This is a genomic window from Stenotrophomonas maltophilia group sp. Smal17, assembly GCF_030237045.1.
Classification (GTDB): domain Bacteria; phylum Pseudomonadota; class Gammaproteobacteria; order Xanthomonadales; family Xanthomonadaceae; genus Stenotrophomonas; species Stenotrophomonas forensis.
On the sequence record NZ_JASJSU010000080.1, the window covers coordinates 1 to 18,939 of the forward strand.

The window sequence follows — 18,939 nt, forward strand, 5'->3', positions numbered from 1 at the left end:
CGACGCTACGGAGGCCATCCGCCGGTCATACCGTGCGCAGATCCGGGGTCTGCGGGGGTCTCCCGGATCGTGGCACACCCTGTTAAACCCTTGTCGGAACGTGATCCAGGACACCTCTGTCATGGTCGTAATACGGCTGTAACAAAAACATCATTTCATAGCCGCATCCGCCGACCCCGTCGGCTCTTCCCCGCTATGGAGTGACCATGAAACTGCACTCGGCCGGCCTTGCCGCCCTTTCCCTGGCCATCGCCCTGGGCCTGTCGGCCTGCGGTGGCGACAAGCAGGCCGCACAGCAGCCGGCTGCCGACGGTGCTGCCGCTCCGGCCGCTGCCGGTGCCAAGGTGACCGCCGAGGTCTCCGGCGCGGGCGCGTCCTTCATCTTCCCGCTGGTCTCCAAGTGGTCGGCTGACTACAACGCCAGCACCGGCGCCAAGATCAACTACCAGTCGATCGGTTCCGGCGGCGGTATTGCCCAGATCAAGGCCGGCACCGTCGACTTCGGTTCCTCGGACAAGCCGCTGAGCAGCGAAGAGCTGGCCCAGGCCGGCCTGGCCCAGTTCCCGTCCGCCATCGGCGGCGTGGTGCCGGTGGTCAACATCGAAGGCCTGGAAGGCGGCAAGCTGCGCCTGAGCGGCGCCCTGCTGGCCGACATCTTCCTGGGCAAGGTCAAGACCTGGAACGATCCGGCCATCGTCGCCGCCAACCCGGGCGTGAAGCTGCCGGACGGCAAGATCACCCTGGTCCACCGTTCGGATGGTTCGGGCACCACCTTCAACTTCTCCAACTACCTGTCCAAGGTCAGCCCGGACTGGAAGGCCAAGGTCGGCGAAGGCACCTCGGTGCAGTGGCCGGACGGCGTGGGTGGCAAGGGCAATGAAGGCGTCGCGTCCTACGTGAAGCAGATCAAGGGTTCGATCGGCTACGTCGAGCTGGCCTACGCGCTGCAGAACGGCATGCCGTACACCGCCATGCAGAACGCGGCCGGCAACTGGGTCGAGCCGAGCGCGGAGACCTTCGCCGCCGCGGCCGCCAGCGCCGACTGGGCCAGCGCCAAGGACTTCAACCTGGTCATCACCAATGCCCCGGGCGACCAGGCGTGGCCGATCACCGCCACCAACTTCATGCTGATGCAGAAGCAGCCGAAGGACGCCAAGCGCAACCAGGACACCCTGGCCTTCTTCAAGTGGGCCTTCGAGAACGGCCAGGCCCAGGCCAACGAGCTGCACTACGTGCCGCTGCCGGCCGAACTGGTCAAGCAGATCGAGGCCTACTGGGCGACCGACCTGAAGTGATGGTTACGACGGTGCCCGCCCCGCGCGGGCACCGCTGCTTCCACGCCATGCCGCCCCGCCCCTTCCTGGCCCAGCCGTCCCCATGAATGCCATCGCCCAGCCTGTAGCCGCCCCGTCCACGCGTGATGCGCGTGATGCCCGCAACGACAAACTGTTCCGATGGGTGCTGGTCGGCACCGTCATCTTCGTCCTGATCGCCCTGGCCTGCGCCGCGCTGTCGATGCTGTGGGGCGGCCGCCATGCCCTGCAGATGCAGGGCCTGAGCTTCTTCTTCTCTGCCGACTGGAATCCGGTCGAAAACAAGTTCGGCGCCCTCGCCCCGATCTACGGCACCCTGGTCACCGCGCTGATCGCGATGGTCATCGCCGTGCCGGTCAGCTTCGGCATCGCCTTCTTCCTCACCGAAGTCGCGCCGCGCTGGCTGCGTGGCCCGGTCGGTACCGCCATCGAACTGCTGGCCGGCATCCCCTCGATCATCTACGGCATGTGGGGCCTGTTCGTGCTGGTGCCGGTGATGACCGAGTACGTCACCCCGTTCCTCAACGAAACCCTGGGCGAGTGGCCGATCATCGGCCCGATGTTCCAGGGCCCGCCGCTGGGCATCGGCATGCTCACCGCCGGTTTCGTGCTGGCCATCATGGTCATTCCATTCATCTCTTCAGTGATGCGCGAAGTGTTCCTGACCGTGCCGACCCGCCTGAAGGAGTCGGCCTACGCGCTGGGCTCCACCAAGTGGGAAGTAAGCTGGGACATCGTGCTGCCCTACACCCGCTCGGCGGTGATCGGCGGCATCTTCCTCGGCCTCGGCCGCGCCCTGGGTGAAACGATGGCAGTGGCCTTCGTGATCGGCAACAGCGTGCGCCTGTCGCCGTCGCTGCTGGAGCCAGGCACCACCATCGCCGCGCTGATCGCCAACGATTTCGGCGAAGCCACTGAAACCTACCGCTCGGCCCTGCTGCTGCTCGGCTTCGTCCTCTTCATCGTCACCTTCGTGGTGCTGGCCATCGCCCGCCTGATGCTGATGCGCCTGTCCCGCAAGGAGGGCAACTGATGTCCACCACCGCTGATTCGCTGTACCTGCGCCGCCGCATCGGCAATGTCGTTGCCATCACCGCGTCCTGCGCCACCGCCCTGTTCGGCCTGTTCTTCCTGGGCTGGATCCTGTTCACCCTGGCCTCCAAGGGCCTGGCCGGCATCAACCTGGATCTGTTCACCAAGATGACGCCGCCGCCGATGCAGGAAGGCGGTCTTGCCAACGCCTTCTTCGGCAGCGCCGTGATGTGTGCGCTGGCGATCGGCATCGGCACCCCGCTGGGCGTGCTGGCCGGTACCTGGCTGGCCGAGTACGGCAACGCCCGCAAGGCCGGCACCGTGGTCCGCTTCGTCAACGACATCCTGCTGTCGGCGCCGTCGATCGTGCTCGGCCTGTTCGTCTACACCCTGTACGTGATGCAGACCGGCGGCAACTTCTCGGCATTCGCCGGTGCGCTGTCGCTGGCCTTCATCGTGCTGCCGGTGGTGGTGCGCACCACCGACGAAATGCTGCGCCTGGTGCCTTCGCAGATGCGCGAAGCCGCGCTTTCGCTGGGCATCCCGCAGTGGAAGGTGATCGTGCAGGTGCTGTACCGCAGCGCGTCGGCCGGCATCATCACCGGCATCCTGCTGGCGCTGGCGCGCATTTCCGGCGAAACCGCCCCGCTGCTGTTCACCGCCTTCGGCAACCAGTACTGGAACAACAACATCTTCCAGCCGATGGCCTCGGTGCCGGTGGTGATGAACCAGTTCGCCGGCAGCCCGTATGAATCCTGGCAGGTGCTGGCCTGGGCCGGTGCCCTGGTGCTGACTGTCTTCGTGTTGCTGGTCAGCCTTGCCGCCCGCGGCATCCTGCTGCGCAACCGTATCTCCCATGACTGACCTTTCCGTGGATAACGCCATGAACGACCTTTCCAATGCCGTGCCGATGCAGCGCATCGCCGTGCCGTCCTCGCACGAGAGCCTGCACACGCCGTCGCCGGTCAAGCTGGCCGCGCGTGGACTGGACTTCTACTACGACAAGTTCCACGCCCTGAAGGGCATCAACCTGGAGATTCCGGAAAAGCGCGTGACCGCGCTGATCGGTCCGTCCGGTTGCGGCAAGTCGACCCTGCTGCGCATCTTCAACCGCATCTACGCGCTGTACCCGAAGCTGGAAGCGCGCGGTGAGGTGCTGCTGGACGGCGAGAACATCCTGTCGCCGAAGTACCCGATGAACCGCCTGCGCAGCAAGGTCGGCATGGTGTTCCAGAAGCCGGTGCCGTTCCCGATGACCATCTTCGAGAACGTGGCCTACGGCATCCGCCACCACGAGAAGCTCAGCAAGGCCGACATGGCCGACCGCGTCGAGCAGGCGCTGCGCCAGGGCGCGCTGTGGGACGAAGTGAAGGACAAGCTGGGCCAGAGCGCGCTGGGCCTGTCCGGTGGCCAGCAGCAGCGCCTGTGCATCGCCCGTGCCGTGGCCCTGCGCCCGTCGGTGCTGCTGCTGGACGAGCCGACCTCGGCGCTGGACCCGATCTCGACCAGCCGCATCGAGCAGCTGGTGGAAGAGCTCAAGCACGAGTACACCATCGTCATCGTCACCCACAACATGCAGCAGGCCGCGCGCGTGTCCGACTACACCGCCTTCATGTACCTGGGCGACCTGATCGAGCACGACCGCACCGAAGTGATCTTCTCGCAGCCGTCGCAGCGGCAGACCGAGGACTACATCACCGGTCGCTTCGGCTGAAACGTCAGTCGAGCGTGGCTCGACTCTACAGACAACGGCAGTCGAGCATGGCTCGACTCTACAGAGTGGAACAACCATGAACCTTCCCAACGACCACATCGTCAAGAGCTACGACGAAGAGCAGCAGCGCCTGGTGGCCGAAATCGTGCGCATGGGCGAGATGGCCGTCGCCCAGCTCGAAGCAGCGATGGACGTGATCGAGAAGCGCGACGAGAACGCCGCCCATCGCATCATCGCCAACGATGAAGCCATCGACGCGCTGGAACAGCAGATCAGCCACGACGTGATGCGCCTGGCGCTGCGCGGGCCGATGGCCCGCGACCTGCGCGAGATCCTGGCCGGCCTGCGCATCCCGGCCGACATCGAGCGCATCGGCGACTACGCGGCCAATGTCGCCAAGCGTTCGATCGCACTGGGCAAGGTACCGCCGCTGCCGCAGATCCAGGGCCTGCGTGCGCTGGGCCGCCTGGCCGCGCAGCAGGTGCGCCGCGCCATCGCCGCCTACCGCGACAACGACGCCGACGCCGCACTGGCGCTGCGTGAGGACGACGCCCGCCTGGACGCGCAGTACACCGCGCTGTTCCGCGAGCTGCTGACCTACATGATGGAAGACCCGCGCAACATCACTCCGTGCACCCATCTGCTGTTCATGGCCAAGAACCTGGAGCGCGTGGGCGACCACGCCACCAACATCGCCGAGAACGTGTGGTTCCTGGTGCACGGCGAGCAGCCGCTGCCGCCGCGCGAAAAGCGCGACGAGACCTCCAGCACCGGCCAGCCCTGACGCTGCACTGCAACACGTGAGTTGACTCCATGGTGGCCGCTGTCCTTGCGACAGCGGCCTTCTTGTTTCTGGGCATTCCGGCCACCGGTCTCCCCTTCTGTAACAAACCTCACGAAAATTTGAGGCCTTGGCGAGGATTCGTTGAGTAGGATCGCTGCACCATCGTTTCCACCGGCACCCCTGCCGGCCACCCGGGCACCCGCCCACACCACCCAGGAGCACGACCGATGAGCAGTTCCAACAAGACCCTGTCCCTGCTGACTGCTACCGCCCTGGCCGCCGGCCTGGGCATGACCGCCAGTGCCTCGGCCCTGAGCATGAGCGACCTCGCCCAGGGCTACCTGGTGGCCGGCCAGGCTGCCAAGGCCAGCACCGATGCCAAGGCCGCCGATACCAAGATGGCCGCCGACGCGACCAAGCACGCCGAAGGCAAGTGTGGCGCCGACGGCAAGAGTGCTGAAGGCAAGTGCGGCGCCGACAAGGGCAAGGCTGCCGGTGCTGCCGCCGGTGCCAAGGCCAAGACCGGCGACAAGAAGTCGGCTGAAGGCAAGTGCGGCGAAGGCAAGTGCGGTGGCAAGCACTGACGTCCGCGCCAGCATCGTCCACCCGCGGTCGCCGCTTCGCGCGGCGGCCGCCGGGTTGGGCCTGCGCCGGGCGCTGCTGCAGGATCTGCGTGATGCACCGGCCGGCGACTTCGATTTCCTCGAATGCGCGCCGGAAAACTGGATCCATGTCGGTGGGCCCGCCGGCGACGCGCTGGCCGAACTGGCGCAGCGTCACCCGTTGAGCTGCCACGGCCTGTCGTTGTCGCTGGGTGGCAGTGCGCCACTGGATACCCAGCTGCTGGAACAGGTCGGCCAGTTCCTCGAGACCCATCGCGTGCCGCTGTACAGCGAGCACCTGAGCTACTGCAGCGACGACGGCCACCTGTACGACCTGCTGCCGATCCCCTTCACCGATGAAGCGGTGCGCCATACCGCGGCGCGCATCGCCCGCGTGCAGGACCTGCTGGGACGACGCATCGCGGTGGAGAACGTGTCCTACTACCTGGCACCGGAGCCGGCGATGGACGAACTGGCCTTCACCAACGCCGTGCTTGCCGAAGCCGACTGCGACCTGCTGCTGGACGTCAACAACGTCTACGTCAACGCCTGCAACCACGGCTACGATGCCGACGCCTTCATTGCTGGGCTGCCCGCCGAACGCATCGTCTGCCTGCACGTGGCCGGGCACCTGGATGAAGCACCCGACCTGAAGATCGATACCCACGGCAGTGCGGTGATCGATCCGGTCTGGGAGCTGCTGGCGCGTACCTATGCGCGCATCGGCGCGCGCCCGACCCTGCTCGAACGCGACTTCAATTTCCCGCCCTATGCCGAACTGCAGGGCGAGCTGCAGACCATCCGCCGCCTGCAGGCCACGCACGCCGGTGGCGGTCATGGCTGAGGCTCCCGATTCCCTGCGTGCACAGCAGCATGCGTTCACCGCGCACCTGCGCGACCCGCAGGCGGTGGCCGCGCCGGCAGGCCTGGAACCGCGTCGCGTGGCGGTCTACCAACGGCTGCTGTTCAACAATCTGCTCGGCCTGTTGAGCAACGGTTTCCCGGTCTGCGTGCGCCTGCTCGGCGAACCCGCCTGGAGCGCGCTGGTGCGCCAGTACTTCGCCACGCATCGCTGCCAGACGCCGTTGTTCACCGAGCTGGCCGCCGAGTTCGTGCAATGGCTGCAGGCACGGCCGCAGCTGCCGCATCCGGCACTGGCCGAGCTGGCCCACTACGAGTGGGTGGAAACCGCGCTGTACCAGCTGGCCGCCGAGCCCCTGCCGCCCGCGGCAGACATCGATCCGCTGCAGGTGCCGCTGCAGCGCTCGCCGCTGGCCTGGCCGCTGCTGTACCAGTGGCCGGTACATCGGCTCGGCGCCGAGGACGCGCCAGCGCAGCCGCCAGTCGAACCGACCGGCCTGCTGGTACGCCGCGAAGCCGATGGGGAGGTGCGGTTCGCCGCGCTCAGCCCGCTGGCGGTGTACCTGCTGGCCAGCATCGGCGAGCAACCCGGCCTCGAGGGCCAGGCCTACCTGCAACACCTGGCCAACGCCCACGGGCTGGCCGAGGACGCGCTGGCCGGACCCGGTGCCGCGTTGCTGCGGCAGTTCCTGCAGGCTGGCGTGATCGGCCCGCTCCCCGCCCCTCCCTGACCCCCTTCCGCGGAGATCCCCTGATGAACCTTCCGACCCTGGCCGTCGCACGCGGCCAGCTGGACCGTCTCGCCCCCTGGCTGGCCCCGCTCGGCCTGCGCCTGCTGCTGGCCTGGGAATTCTTCGAATCCGGCCGCGAGAAACTGCAGGGCCAGAACTGGTTCGCCGACCTGCAGGACGCCTTTCCGTTCCCGTTCGATCAACTACCGCCCGCCCTGAACTGGCAGCTGGCAACCTGGTTCGAACTGCTCGGCGCGGCCTGCCTGTTGTTGGGGTTCGGCACCCGTTTCGCCGCCACCGGCCTGCTGGTGCTGACGGTGGTAGCAACCTATGCCGTGCACTGGCCGATGGAATGGCACTCGCTGGGCGACCTTGCGATGGGCTATGCGATCAGCGACCAGGGCTTCGGCAACTTCAAACTGCCGGTGCTGTTCATGGCGATGCTGCTGCCGTTGATCTTCACCGGTGCCGGCAAGCTGAGCGTGGATGCGTGGTTGTCGCGGTGGTTTCCATCGGGCATGACGGTCCGGCCCGCGGCCCGGTAGGCGCTGACCGGGGTCCGGCGCGCTCTGTGCCAACCAAGGTTGGCACCTACCGGGTTCCAGAGGTTGGCACCTACCGGGTTCCAGAGGTTGGCACCTGCCGGGTTTCAGGGGTTGGCACCTGCCGGGAACCTGGTGGTGTGGTGCTCCGGTGGGTGTCGACCTTGGTCGACACGCTCCTGCGCAGGGTACCCGTGCGCCACAGGCCAGCCGGGCGCTCGGGGGCGCTCTGCTAGAATTCACGCATGACTGACCCCACCCCCGCACCTGCCGCCGCTCCCGATTCCGCAGTTCCCCAGGCGCAGCGCGCGATGTCACAACGCTTCCGCGGCTTCCTGCCGGTGGTGGTCGATGTGGAAACCGGCGGTTTCGACAGCCAGCGCAATGCCCTGCTGGAAATCGCCGCCGTGCCGATCGAGATGGACGAGAACGGCCTGCTTTACCCCGGCCAGACCGCCAGCGCGCACGTGGTGCCGGCCGAGGGCCTGGAGATCGATCCGAAGTCGCTGGAAGTGACCGGCATCATCCTCGACCATCCGTTCCGGCTGGCCAAGGAAGAGAAGGCGGCACTGGACCACATCTTCGTCCCGGTGCGCGCCGCGATGAAGAAGTACGGGTGCCAGCGCGCGATCCTGGTCGGCCACAACGCCCATTTCGACCTCGGTTTCGTCAATGCGGCCGTGGCGCGCACCGGCCACAAGCGCAATCCGTTCCATCCGTTCAGTGTGTTCGACACGGTCACCCTGGCCGGCATCGCCTATGGGCAGACCGTGCTGGCGCGTGCGGCCACGGCCGCCGGACTGGGCTGGGACGCGAATGAAGCGCACAGCGCGGTGTACGACACCGAGCAGACGGCGCGCTTGTTCTGCACGATTGCCAACGCCTGGCCGCGGTAGATCCACGCCATGCGTGGATGAATGCATCGGCCGTGCGGACCAACGGTCCGCACCCACCATCCAACCTGCCTGGTAGATCCACGCCATGCGTGGATGCGATCAACCAATACTCGTACGATCGCGGCCGTCGCTCTTGGCCCGGTACAGCGCGCGGTCGGCGCGCTGGTACAGCAGCGCCGGGGTCCGGTCATCCGCATCCAGCTCCACCAGGCCTGCGCTGAAGGTCACGCGCAGGCCGTCCACGCCGGCCCAGTCCGGATGGTCATGGAACAGCCCGCGCAGGCGCGCGCACAGCTGCGCGGCTTCTTCCAGGCGCGTGTCGTTGAGCAGCAGCGCGAACTCTTCGCCACCGGTACGCGCGGGCAGGTCCGAATCGCGGCTGGCCGCGGCGATCAATCGCGCCACCTCCACCAGCACCGCATCGCCGATGCTGTGGCTGTGGCGGTCGTTGACGTCCTTGAAGTGATCGATGTCCAGCACCACCAGGCACAGCGGATGACCGCTGCGCTGGGAGCGGGCGAAGTCGCGGGCCAGGGTTTCATCGAAGCCACGGCGATTGGCCAGCCCGGTCAGGGCATCTTCGCGGGCCTGCCGCTCGAACGCCTCGGCCTGCCGTGCCAGGCGCTCGGCCAGCTCGGTCTTTTCCTGGTTCAGCGCCTGCAGGTGCACGGTCTTGGCCTGCAGGTCGAAGGTCGCCTCGTCCACGCGCCGGGCCAGGCGCAGGTTGCTGGCCTTCAGCTGCTGCAGCAGCAGGCGGTACAACGCCACCAGGCCGGCCAGCAGCAACAGCCCGCCCAGCGCCTGCACGCTGCGGCGCTGCCACCAGAACGGCTCCACGGTGAAGCTCCACACTGCTTCCTGCTGGCCCCAGGCCCCCGCCGGGTGCGCAGCGGCCACGTGCAGGGTGTAATCCCCCGGCGGCAGGCCGACGAACTCGACGCTGCGCTGCGGGCCGCGTTCGACCCAGCCGGCATCCAGGCCCTCCAGCCGCGTGCGGTAGCGGATCCGGTCGGACATCAGGTAGCTCAGGCCCACGTAGCTCACCGCCAGGCGACGGCCGCCGGGAATGTAGTTGCGGTCCGGGCCTTCCCAATGCACCGGCGCACCATCCACCTGCACGCTCTCGATCGCCGCCGGCGGTGACGGGCGTTCGCGGAAGCGCTGCAGGCGCTGCGGATCGACCGTGCTCAGCCCGCCCGCGGTGACCACCCAGAACGTGCCGTCCTGGCGCAGGATCGCCGACGGGCCCGAACTGCCGTTGGCCTGCGCGTTGGCCATGCCGTCGATCTCGTTGTAGCGCTCCACCAGCACCCGCGGCGCGCGGCCGTCGGCCACCGCATTGAGCGTGGCCATGTCGGTGCGCAGCACGCCGCGATTGCTGCTGACCCACACGTTGCCAAGGCGGTCGGGCACCAGCTGGAACACCGCATCCACCGGCATGCCCTGCTCCAGGCCTACCCGCGCCAGCCGGCCGTTCTGCCAGCGGTACAGGCCGCGGTCGCTGCTGATCCACATCGCATCGCCCAGCTGATGGAAGCCGAACACGCTGCGGCCGCCGCCCATCGGGGCCAGGTCGATCGACTGCACGTGGTTGCCGCGCAGCACGCGGATGCCTTCGATGGTGCCGATCCACAGGTTGCCCTGGTGGTCATGCTCGAGCGCGGTGATCAGGCCACCGGGCATGCCCGGCACGCTCGATACCTGCACGCGGTCGCCGTCGATGCGGACTACGCCCTTCTGCGTGCCGGCCCAGACCACGCCCTGCGCATCCACGCTGATCGCGCGGATGTTGCCTCCCGGCATGCCATCGGCGGCCGCATAGTTGTGCCGCAGGCTGCCGTCAGGGCCGAGGCGGTAGACACCGTCACCGAAGGTGCCGACCCACAGATCCCCCGCCGGGCCCTGCGCCAGGCTGAGGACCGACGGCGCCTTGCCGCCCCGGTTGTGCAGCGGCACCGCACGGAAGCGGCCGTCCGGCGTCTGCAGGTCCAGGCCGCTGGCGCTGCCGACCCACAACTGGCGGTCACGGTCCTCGAACACGGTGCGCACATAGTCGCCACTGAGGCCATCGCGCTCGGTGTAGCTGCTGAACAGTGTCTCGCGCAGGCGGTACAGGCCGCCGTTGGCACCCACCCAGATGCTGCCCTCCGCATCCTCGCGCAGGCTGACAACGCGCCCGCCGGGCAGGTTCAACCCCGCCGGCAGCCGCTCCAGCCCATGCGTGGAGATCCGCAGCAGGCCCTGGTTCTCGGTACCCAGCCACAGGTCGCCGTGGCGGTCCTGCAGCATCGCGGTCATGTGCAGCTGGCCCGGCAGGCGGTGCACCAGCACCAGCTGATCGTCCTCCACCCGGTACAGGCGCTCGCCGGCGACGATCCACAGGGCGCCATCCGGAGCGCGGTACGGCCACGACAGCCCAGTACCTGCGCCCAAGCCCCACGCGGCAGGTGCGCGCTTGAGCACACCGTCGTTGTCACGCAGCACCAGCCCATCGAGCGTGCCGACCCAGACCCGGTCCTGCGCGTCGACCACCAGTTTGGTGAAGCTCATCGCCATCGGCAGATCAGCCGCCGGCGCCTGGTAGACGATGCCCTTGTCCGGCACCAGGTAGCCGAGCCCCTTGCCTTCGTACAGCAGCCACAGGCGCCCCTGGCTGTCCATCTGCATGGACTGGATCAGTACCTGCGGGGTATCGCCCTGATGCTCCCAGACCCGCCACTGGCCGTCGTTGCCGCGATGGCTGACATTGCCACGCGAATCGCTGATCCACAGCCCGCCCTGGCGATCGACGTAGAGCGCGCCGATGCCGTTGTCGCGCAGGCCCGGGCGGGTACTGCGGTCGAACACGGTGAAATCCAGGCCGTTGTAGCGCACCAGGCCTTCCCAGGTGGCGAACCAGAGATGCCCCTCCGGGGTCTGCGCGATGTCACGCAGCGAGTTGTGCGGCAAGCCGTTGCGCGAGGTCCAGACGTCGATCGCGTAGTCCCGCAGCGGCGGCGCGCCTTCCTGTGCCGCCAGTGGCACGGCCACGGCCAGCAGCAGCCACAGCAGCCCCTGCCGCAGTGCCCGCCTGAATGATGATCCGCGGCGCTCCGCCCAGCGCCTCGTGTCCCCCTGTCCGCCCATCAGCGCAGTGGCGGTGGCCAGCGGTGGCTGCGGGGTCTGGCAGCGTGCGGAAACGCGCGGGCAACGCGGAACGGCGTGCCGGCAGGAACGGGCTGGCTCATCGGGGGGAGGCTGGGGAGATGCGCAGATGATAGGCCAAACACGGTCCCCGGCGTCACCGTTGACGGCCGGGGTCGACTCAGCCGGCGCGACCCGGCGGCACCACCTGCGCACTCGCCGGCCACTGCACCACGGCTTCCAGCCCGCCTTCGGCGCGATTGCGCAGCCACAGGCGCGCACCATCCTTCTCGGCCAGCGCGCGGGCAATGGTCAGCCCCAGCCCGGCACCACCGGTTTCGCGCGAGCGCGAGGTTTCCACCCGCACGAACGGGTCGAACACCGCTTCCAGCTGGTCCTCGGCCAGCCCGGGGCCATCATCGGCCACCATCACGGTGATCGCGCCGCCACTGCGCTCCACCCGTACCCGCACGCGCTGGGCGTACATCACCGCGTTGTCCACCAGGTTGGAGAACAGGCGGTGCATGGCCAGCGGGCGCAGCATCAGCACCGCTCCGGTCCCGCCTTCGAAGACGACATCGGCGCCGCCTTCGGCGGCATCTTCAACGATGCTCTCCAGCAGTGAATCCAGGTCCAGCGCCGCACGCTGCTCGGCACTTTCGGCGCTGCGTGCCAGTTCCAGGCCTTCGCGCACCAGTGCCTGCATCGCGGCCAGATCGCCGATCAGGCGCTCGCGCAGCACCTCGTCGGTGACATTTTCCAGGCGCAGGCGCAGGCGGGTCAGCGGGGTCTGCAGGTCGTGGGTGATCGCCGCCAGCATTTGCGTGCGCTCGGCCAGATGCCGCTGCAGGCGGTGCTGCATCGCGTTGAAGGCTTCCGCCGCACGCTGCACTTCGCGCGGTCCGCGCAGGGGCAGCGGATCACGCTGCAGGTCATCGCCCAGGTCTTCGGCGGCGGCCGCCAGCTCCTGCAGCGGCGCGCTGGCCATGCGCGCGACGATGTACGCCAGCACCGCGATCGCCAGCACCAGCAGAGTCAGGAACCACGGGTCGACGGCGAGGATGCCGTTGTGGGCCACCGCTGGCGAGTCCAGCGCCAGCTTCAGCAGCGTACCGTCGTTGAGGGTTACGTCGACCGCGCGGCACTTGGGCGGAATGAACGCCGGATCGCGCTCGCGCGGATGCTTGCGATGCCCGGGCGGCGGCGGCGGCAGCAGATCCTGCAGCTTCGGGATGCAGGAGCGGAACGAGGTGAAGTGCACGTGCGCGCGCGACACCGGGCCGGGCCGGTCATCGAGCACTTCCATCAAGGCCGTATCGGCCCGGCCCAGGCGCGCGCCCGGCAACAGCGCACGCACGCTGGGGCCACCGACCTCCAGCAGCCGCTCGCGCAGTTCGGGGTTGCCGTCGAGCAGGTTGACGTAGCCCTGCAGGCGGTCGGCGATGCGATTCAGGTTCTGCCGCTCGAACTCCTGCTGGCGCTTGGAGGTGGCCAGCATGGTCGCGCCGATCGCGGCCACGCTCATGCCCAGCAGCAGGATCACGAACAGCCGCCCGACCATCGAGGACAGGAAATGGCGCAGGCGCTTCATCGCGACCTATTCCAGGTTGACCGACGAGGCCAGCACGTAGCCTTCGTTGCGCACCGTCTTGATCAGGCCGTCCGGTCCGCCGTCATCGCCCAGCTTGTTGCGCAGCCGGCTGACCTGCAGGTCGATCGCGCGGTCCTGCGCCTCGTAGTTGCGGCCACTGCTGAGCGCCACCAGCTGCTCGCGCGACAGCACCTTGTTGGCATGCGCGATGAACACCCGCAGCAGCCGGAACTCGGCACCGGACAGCACCACCACGCGATCATCCGGGTCCACCAGGTGGCGGTGCTCCAGGTCGAATATCCAGCGCGAGAAGCGCGCGCGGCGTACCGCCAACGGCTCCAGGTTGGCCGGCAGCGCTTCGGTGCGGCGCAGCACGTTGCGGATGCGCGCCAGCAGCTCGCGCGGCTCGAACGGCTTGGCCAGGTAATCATCGGCGCCCATTTCCAGGCCCAGCACGCGGTCGATCGGCTCGGCACGCGCGGTGAGCATGATCACCGGGGTGTTCGAGCGCGCGCGCAGGTCGCGGCACAGGGTCAGGCCATCTTCGCGTGGCAGGTTGAGGTCGAGCACGATCAGGTCCACGTGCTCGCGGTCCAGCAGCTGGCGCATGGCGGTGCCATCGGCGGCCGTGCTCACCTGGTAACCGGCGCGGCCAAGCTGTTCGGCCAGCAGGGTCCGGATGTCGTTGTCGTCGTCGACGATCAGCAATCGATGCATCGTGTTTTCGGTCTCCATGTCGCGATCATCCCGTGTCGGCAGCTGAACCGCATCCGGGGCAATGCGTACCAGTGTATCCAGCCGAGGCCGCGATACCTGTGGTTACGCGTATTCACCGACAGTGTTACATAGAGACATACCCCGAGGATTGGCCCCCTGCCGGTCGATCTTCACAATGCCCACCAACGCCGCTGCCGCGGCCCCGAGAGTGAAGCCACGACGTGAGTTTCCGCCTGCTGCCCGCGACCCGCCGGGGTCGACTGATACTGATCGCCCTGCTTGCCCTTGCCGTTGCCGTCGCTGCCTGGTGGCTGCTGCGCAAGCCTGCCGCCCCGGCGGTGGCGACCACCCCGGTCAGCCGCGGCGACATCGAGCAGACCGTGGAGGCCACCGGCGTGATCGATGCCTACAAGCTGGTCAGCGTCGGTGCGCAGGCCTCGGGCCAGATCAAGTCGCTGAAGGTGCAGCTGGGCGACACGGTGAAGGAAGGCGACCTGATCGCCGAGATCGACGCCACCACCCAGCAGAACCAGGTGCTCAACGCGCAGGCCTCGCTGGACCAGGTCACCGCCCAGCGCGCGGTGCAGCAGGCCACCCTGCGCCAGGCCGAACTGGAGTTCGCGCGCCAGCAGCAGATGCTGGCCGCCGAGGCCACCTCGCGCCAGGAATACGATGCCGCCGAGGCGCAGCTGAAGACCGCCCGTGCCCAGCTGCAGTCCTACGAGGCGCAGATCAAGGGCCGCGAAACCGAGCTGGGCACCGCCCGCGCCAACCTGGCCTATACCCGCATCACCGCGCCGATGGACGGCACCGTGGTCGCGGTGGTGGCCGAGGAAGGCCGCACCGTCAACGCCAACCAGACCGCACCGACCATCGTCATGCTGGCGCGGCTGGACGTGGTCACCGTCAATGCCGAGATCTCCGAGGCCGACGTGGTCAAGATCAAGGCCGGCATGCCGGTGTACTTCACCACGCTGGGCGACCCGGACCGCAAGTACCACGCCAAGCTCCGCCAGATCAATCCGGCGCCGGCCTCGATCGCCAACGAAAGTTCGTCCAGTTCCAGCAGCTCGTCCAGCTCCAGCTCCAGCAGCGCGGTCTACTACAACGCGCTGTTCGACGTGGAGAACCCGGACGGCACGCTGCGCATCGACATGACCGCCCAGGTCTCGGTGCTGCTGAAGCAGGCCAAGGGCGTGCTGATGGTGCCGTCGGTGGCACTGGGCCCCAAGCGCCGTGGCGATGAGCGCACGGTGCGGGTGCTGGACGACAAGGGCCAGCCGCAGCCGCGCAAGGTCACCGTGGGCATCAACAACGGTGCATCCGCCGAGATCCTGTCCGGGCTGAAGGAAGGCGAGCGCGTGGTGGTGGGCGAAGCCAGCGCGGCCGGCGCCGCCGGCGGCGGCAACCGTGGCGGCATGCAGATGCGGGTCGGTGGCCCGGGCATGGGGCGCCGATGAGCATGACGGCGCCGCTGCTGCGCCTGCGCGACCTGCGACGCGAATTCCCGGCCGGCGAGGATGTCATCGCCGTGCTGCGCGACGTGAATCTGGATATCCATGCCGGCGAGATGGTGGCCATCGTCGGCCAGTCCGGTTCGGGCAAGTCGACGCTGATGAACATCCTCGGCTGCCTCGACCGCCCGACCCGCGGCAGCTACCAGGTGGCCGGCCGCGAAACCGGAAAGATGGAGCCGGACGAGCTGGCCGAACTGCGCCGCGAGCATTTCGGTTTCATCTTCCAGCGCTACCACCTGCTGGGTGATCTGGATGCGCGCGGCAATGTGGAAGTGCCGGCGGTGTACGCCGGCAGTCCCGGCCCGGTGCGCAACGCGCGTGCCGAGCAGCTGCTGCAGCGGCTGGGCCTGGGTGACCGCATGCACCACAAGCCGGGCCAGCTGTCCGGTGGCCAGCAGCAGCGCGTGTCGATCGCGCGCGCGCTGATGAACGGCGGCGAGGTGATCCTGGCCGACGAACCGACCGGCGCACTCGACACGAAATCCGGCGAGGAGGTGATGGCGATCCTCGGCGAGCTGCACGCCGAAGGCCACACCATCATCATCGTCACCCACGACATGAGCGTGGCCCAGCACGCACAGCGCATCATCGAGATCCGCGACGGCGAGATCATTGCCGACCGCGCCAATCCGGATGCGCCGAGCTACCGCGCGCAGCGCGAAGCCAGCACCGGCGTTTCCCATGGCAACAGCTGGCGGGCCGCCCGCGACCGCTTCACCGAAGCGTTCCGCATGGCTCTGCTGGCGATGAACGCACATCGGCTGCGCACCTTCCTGACCATGCTCGGCATCATCATCGGCATTGCCTCGGTGGTCTCGGTGGTGGCGCTGGGCAACGGCTCACAGCAGCAGATCCTGCAGAACATCAGCGCACTGGGCACCAACACCATCGACGTCTACCCCGGCCGCGGCTTCGGCGACATGCGCTCGGCACGCGTGCAGACGCTCAAGGCCAGCGATGCCGACGCCCTGGCGAAGCAGAGCTACGTGGACAGTGCCACCCCCAGCGTGTCGACCTCGGTCACCGCGCGCTACCGCAACCAGTCCTCCACCGCCCAGGTCAGCGGTGTTGGCGAGCAGTTCTTCCGGGTCAAGGGCGTAACCCTGCTCAGCGGCAGCTTCTTCGATGCCGATGCGGTGAAGGGCCTGGGCCAGGTGGCGGTGATCGACGAGAACACCCAGACCCAGTTCTTCCCCGATGTCGACCCGGTGGGCCAGGTGATCCTGCTCGGCAACGTGCCGGCGCGGGTGGTGGGCGTGGCCAAGCGCCAGAGCTTCGGTTTCGGTGGCAGCACCAGCCTGAGCGTGTGGGTGCCGTATACCACGGTGATGTCGCGCATGCTGGGCCAGAGCCACGTATCCAGCATCACCGTGCGTGTGGATGACAGCACACCGATGGATGCCGCGCAGGAAGCGATCACCCGCCTGCTGACGATGCGCCACGGCACCGAGGATTTCTTCCTCAGCAACAGCGCCGAGATCCGCGACACCATCGAGCAGACCACGCGCACGATGACCCTGCTGATCGGCGCGATCGCCGCCATCGCACTGCTGGTCGGCGGCATCGGCGTGATGAACATCATGCTGGTCTCGGTCACCGAGCGTACCCGCGAGATCGGCGTGCGCATGGCCGTCGGTGCACGGCAGAGCGACATCCGCCAGCAGTTCCTGATCGAAGCGGTACTGGTGTGCCTGCTCGGCGGCGTGCTCGGCATCGGCCTGGCCCTGCTGCTGGGCTCGATGATCGGCCGCTTCGCCAGCGACTTCCAGGTGCTGTTCTCCACGGCCTCGATCATCGCTGCGTTCGCCTGCTCGACCCTGATCGGCGTGGCGTTCGGATTCCTGCCGGCGCGCAACGCGGCGCAGCTCGACCCGGTGGAGGCCCTGGCCCGCGAATGAAGATGATGACCCGACTGCCCTTCCCTGCTCCCTCGCGCCTGCTGCTGGCTGGCGCCGTGCTGCTCGCCCTGTCCGCCTGTGCGTCGGTCGGCCGCTATCCGATAAAGGAACCGGACGTGGCGGCCAGCTACGGCCGGGGCGATGCCACCCTCAACGCACCGGCCGACGACCCGCGCAGCAGCCTGGACACACCGGGCCGCGACATCCGCCAGGACACCTGGTGGACCGGCTTCGGCGATGAACGCCTCGACCGCCTGGTGGCGCAGGCACTGGCCGCCAACAGCGACCTGGCCGCCGCCGGCCTCGCCGTGCAGCGTTCGCGCCTGCAGGCCGGGCTGGCCAGCAACGCGCTATGGCCGCAGCCGTCGTCATCCGGCGTCAGCGGCAGCGCCAGCCGCGCCACCGACCAGGCTGACGACTGGCGTCGCAGCTACTCCACCGGCGTCTCGCTGGGCTGGGAAGTGGACCTGTGGGGCCGCCTGCGCACCCAGCGCGACATCGCCCGCTGGGAGGCCGAGGCGAGCGAGGAAGACCGCCAGAACACCGCGCTGCTGGTGATCGGCGACACCATCAACCAGTACTGGAACCTGGCCTACCTCAACCAGTCGATCGCCACCGGCCAGGCCAACCTGGAGCGCCTGGAGCGCACCCGTGAACTGGTGCAGGCCCGCTTCGACGCCGGTGCGGTATCGCGCCTGGAAGTGCGCCAGGCACTGCAGAACCTGCAGTCGCAGCGCTCCTCGCAGAGCGCGCTGGAACAGCAGCGGGTGGAGGCGCGCAATGCACTGACCGTGCTGCTGGATGGCACGCCCTGGCCGCAGCAGGACGAACCGCAGGACCTGCTGGGCGCACGCAGTCCCGCCATCACCGAGGGCCTGCCGACCGACCTGCTCGGCCGCCGTCCCGACCTGCGCGCGGCCGAACTGCGCCTGCGCAACAGCCTGAAGACCATCAAGGTGACCGCCACCCAGTACTACCCGGCGCTGAGCCTGACCGGCAGCCTCGGTTCCAGCGCCACGTCATTGGGTGATGTGCTGCGCAACCCGGTGGCCACGCTGGGCGCCGGCCTGTCGTTGCCGTTCCTCAACCTGCAGCGCGCGCAGCTGGATACCGACATCGCGGGCACCGCCTACCAGATCGCCGCCACCAACTTCCGCAAGACGCTGTACACCGCGCTCTCTGAAGTGGACAACGCGCTGTCGGCACGTGAGCAGCTGGCGCGCCAGGTCGCGGCCTCGCAGGCCTCGTACGACGAAGCGGTGGAAGTGGAGCGCGCGCAGGAAGTGCGCTATCGCGTGGGTGCCACCGACCTGCGCACCTGGCTGGAAGCACAGCAGACCCGGCGCGATGCCGAGCTGTCGCTGGCGCGCGTGCGCCAGGGCCAGCTGAACAACGACGTGACCCTGTTCAAGGCGCTGGGCGGCAGCGCGGGGTGAGGCGATGCGGGGCTGCGCCCCGCACCCGCCAAAACAACGTCAACATCAACGTCAACAACGGGGCATTCCGTTGAATGGCGGGGTGGGTCCGGTGACAGGGGACGCCGTGAACCCCCCTCCGGGGTCCGGCCCAGCCGCTGGCGGCTGTGCGTTCGGGCGCTTGCGAAGCAGTGCTTCGCAAG

At 68.3% G+C, this 18,939-nt stretch carries 16 protein-coding genes; 13 read left to right on the plus strand and 3 right to left on the minus strand.

Going from position 1 to position 18,939, the window contains the following annotated elements; translation table 11 throughout:
* The first annotated feature begins 206 nt into the window (after positions 1–206).
* From pstS to rnt, 10 genes are all read left to right on the plus strand, one after another.
* Positions 207–1,295, plus strand: a complete 1,089-nt coding sequence (gene pstS, locus QRO93_RS17030; protein WP_049458236.1) for a phosphate ABC transporter substrate-binding protein PstS — start codon at positions 207–209, stop codon at positions 1,293–1,295.
* An 82-nt stretch (positions 1,296–1,377) separates the two neighbouring features.
* A complete protein-coding gene (pstC, locus tag QRO93_RS17035; protein WP_008267250.1) occupies positions 1,378–2,346 on the plus strand; it encodes a phosphate ABC transporter permease subunit PstC in 969 nt (322 codons plus the stop codon).
* A complete protein-coding gene (gene pstA / locus QRO93_RS17040; RefSeq protein ID WP_006428262.1) occupies positions 2,346–3,209 on the plus strand; it encodes a phosphate ABC transporter permease PstA in 864 nt (287 codons plus the stop codon). Before pstC ends, pstA begins: the two co-directional genes overlap by 1 nt.
* Before the next feature lie 19 nt (positions 3,210–3,228).
* On the plus strand, positions 3,229–4,059 hold the full coding sequence (pstB, locus tag QRO93_RS17045; RefSeq protein ID WP_005408788.1) for a phosphate ABC transporter ATP-binding protein PstB: 831 nt from the start codon (positions 3,229–3,231) through the stop codon (positions 4,057–4,059).
* A 76-nt stretch (positions 4,060–4,135) separates the two neighbouring features.
* Positions 4,136–4,843 (plus strand): phosphate signaling complex protein PhoU, encoded by a 708-nt coding sequence (phoU, locus tag QRO93_RS17050; RefSeq protein ID WP_008265615.1) that lies wholly within the window; start codon positions 4,136–4,138, stop codon positions 4,841–4,843.
* Between the two features lie 227 nt (positions 4,844–5,070).
* On the plus strand, positions 5,071–5,427 hold the full coding sequence (locus QRO93_RS17055) for a hypothetical protein (RefSeq protein WP_053449243.1): 357 nt from the start codon (positions 5,071–5,073) through the stop codon (positions 5,425–5,427).
* The gene (locus QRO93_RS17060; RefSeq protein WP_053449242.1) at positions 5,414–6,289 is read left to right on the plus strand and encodes a DUF692 domain-containing protein; all 876 of its coding nucleotides are present in this window, start codon (positions 5,414–5,416) and stop codon (positions 6,287–6,289) included. Before QRO93_RS17055 ends, QRO93_RS17060 begins: the two co-directional genes overlap by 14 nt.
* Positions 6,282–7,037 carry a DUF2063 domain-containing protein gene (locus QRO93_RS17065; protein WP_180878286.1) on the plus strand — a complete coding sequence of 252 codons (756 nt, stop codon included), beginning with the start codon at positions 6,282–6,284 and terminating at the stop codon, positions 7,035–7,037. Before QRO93_RS17060 ends, QRO93_RS17065 begins: the two co-directional genes overlap by 8 nt.
* A 23-nt stretch (positions 7,038–7,060) precedes the next feature.
* Complete coding sequence (locus tag QRO93_RS17070; RefSeq protein WP_053449240.1) at positions 7,061–7,582, plus strand: DoxX family protein; 522 nt, start codon at positions 7,061–7,063, stop codon at positions 7,580–7,582.
* Between the two features lie 242 nt (positions 7,583–7,824).
* A complete protein-coding gene (gene rnt / locus QRO93_RS17075; protein WP_006428023.1) occupies positions 7,825–8,475 on the plus strand; it encodes a ribonuclease T in 651 nt (216 codons plus the stop codon).
* A gap of 99 nt (positions 8,476–8,574) precedes the next feature.
* Here rnt and QRO93_RS17080 read toward each other — a convergent pair whose 3' ends face one another.
* From QRO93_RS17080 to QRO93_RS17090, 3 genes are all read right to left on the minus strand, one after another.
* Positions 8,575–11,601 (minus strand): ligand-binding sensor domain-containing diguanylate cyclase, encoded by a 3,027-nt coding sequence (locus tag QRO93_RS17080; protein ID WP_180878285.1) that lies wholly within the window; start codon positions 11,599–11,601, stop codon positions 8,575–8,577.
* 178 nt (positions 11,602–11,779) lie between these two features.
* Complete coding sequence (locus QRO93_RS17085) at positions 11,780–13,189, minus strand: ATP-binding protein (protein ID WP_006427864.1); 1,410 nt, start codon at positions 13,187–13,189, stop codon at positions 11,780–11,782.
* A 6-nt stretch (positions 13,190–13,195) separates the two neighbouring features.
* Complete coding sequence (locus QRO93_RS17090) at positions 13,196–13,924, minus strand: response regulator (RefSeq protein ID WP_006427862.1); 729 nt, start codon at positions 13,922–13,924, stop codon at positions 13,196–13,198.
* Between the two features lie 203 nt (positions 13,925–14,127).
* On the opposite strand from QRO93_RS17090, the gene QRO93_RS17095 reads away from it, so the two are divergent.
* The 3 genes from QRO93_RS17095 to QRO93_RS17105 are packed head-to-tail and all read left to right on the plus strand — an operon-like array spanning position 14,128 to position 18,757.
* Entirely contained in the window at positions 14,128–15,366 is a 1,239-nt protein-coding gene (locus tag QRO93_RS17095; protein ID WP_053511439.1) for an efflux RND transporter periplasmic adaptor subunit, read from the plus strand.
* On the plus strand, positions 15,363–17,321 hold the full coding sequence (locus QRO93_RS17100) for a MacB family efflux pump subunit (RefSeq protein ID WP_006427858.1): 1,959 nt from the start codon (positions 15,363–15,365) through the stop codon (positions 17,319–17,321). Before QRO93_RS17095 ends, QRO93_RS17100 begins: the two co-directional genes overlap by 4 nt.
* Positions 17,318–18,757: a TolC family protein gene (locus QRO93_RS17105; protein ID WP_053449236.1), complete on the plus strand. Its 1,440-nt coding sequence runs from the start codon at positions 17,318–17,320 to the stop codon at positions 18,755–18,757. The genes QRO93_RS17100 and QRO93_RS17105 overlap by 4 nt, the downstream gene beginning before the upstream one ends.
* Positions 18,758–18,939: the final 182 nt, after the last annotated feature.

What these genes read in the sequence shown, in the direction of transcription:
- QRO93_RS17070 (WP_053449240.1), top strand. Translation starts at nt 7,061, where the DNA reads ATGAACCTTCCGACCCTGGCCGTCGCACGCGGCCAGCTGGACCGTCTC.
- QRO93_RS17065 (WP_180878286.1), top strand. Translation starts at nt 6,282, where the DNA reads ATGGCTGAGGCTCCCGATTCCCTGCGTGCACAGCAGCATGCGTTCACC.
- QRO93_RS17105 (WP_053449236.1), top strand. Translation starts at nt 17,318, where the DNA reads ATGAAGATGATGACCCGACTGCCCTTCCCTGCTCCCTCGCGCCTGCTG.
- phoU (WP_008265615.1), top strand. Translation starts at nt 4,136, where the DNA reads ATGAACCTTCCCAACGACCACATCGTCAAGAGCTACGACGAAGAGCAG.
- pstC (WP_008267250.1), top strand. Translation starts at nt 1,378, where the DNA reads ATGAATGCCATCGCCCAGCCTGTAGCCGCCCCGTCCACGCGTGATGCG.
- pstB (WP_005408788.1), top strand. Translation starts at nt 3,229, where the DNA reads ATGAACGACCTTTCCAATGCCGTGCCGATGCAGCGCATCGCCGTGCCG.
- QRO93_RS17055 (WP_053449243.1), top strand. Translation starts at nt 5,071, where the DNA reads ATGAGCAGTTCCAACAAGACCCTGTCCCTGCTGACTGCTACCGCCCTG.
- pstS (WP_049458236.1), top strand. Translation starts at nt 207, where the DNA reads ATGAAACTGCACTCGGCCGGCCTTGCCGCCCTTTCCCTGGCCATCGCC.
- QRO93_RS17090 (WP_006427862.1), bottom strand. Translation starts at nt 13,924, where the DNA reads ATGGAGACCGAAAACACGATGCATCGATTGCTGATCGTCGACGACGAC.
- QRO93_RS17100 (WP_006427858.1), top strand. Translation starts at nt 15,363, where the DNA reads ATGAGCATGACGGCGCCGCTGCTGCGCCTGCGCGACCTGCGACGCGAA.
- pstA (WP_006428262.1), top strand. Translation starts at nt 2,346, where the DNA reads ATGTCCACCACCGCTGATTCGCTGTACCTGCGCCGCCGCATCGGCAAT.
- rnt (WP_006428023.1), top strand. Translation starts at nt 7,825, where the DNA reads ATGACTGACCCCACCCCCGCACCTGCCGCCGCTCCCGATTCCGCAGTT.
- QRO93_RS17085 (WP_006427864.1), bottom strand. Translation starts at nt 13,189, where the DNA reads ATGAAGCGCCTGCGCCATTTCCTGTCCTCGATGGTCGGGCGGCTGTTC.
- QRO93_RS17080 (WP_180878285.1), bottom strand. Translation starts at nt 11,601, where the DNA reads ATGGGCGGACAGGGGGACACGAGGCGCTGGGCGGAGCGCCGCGGATCA.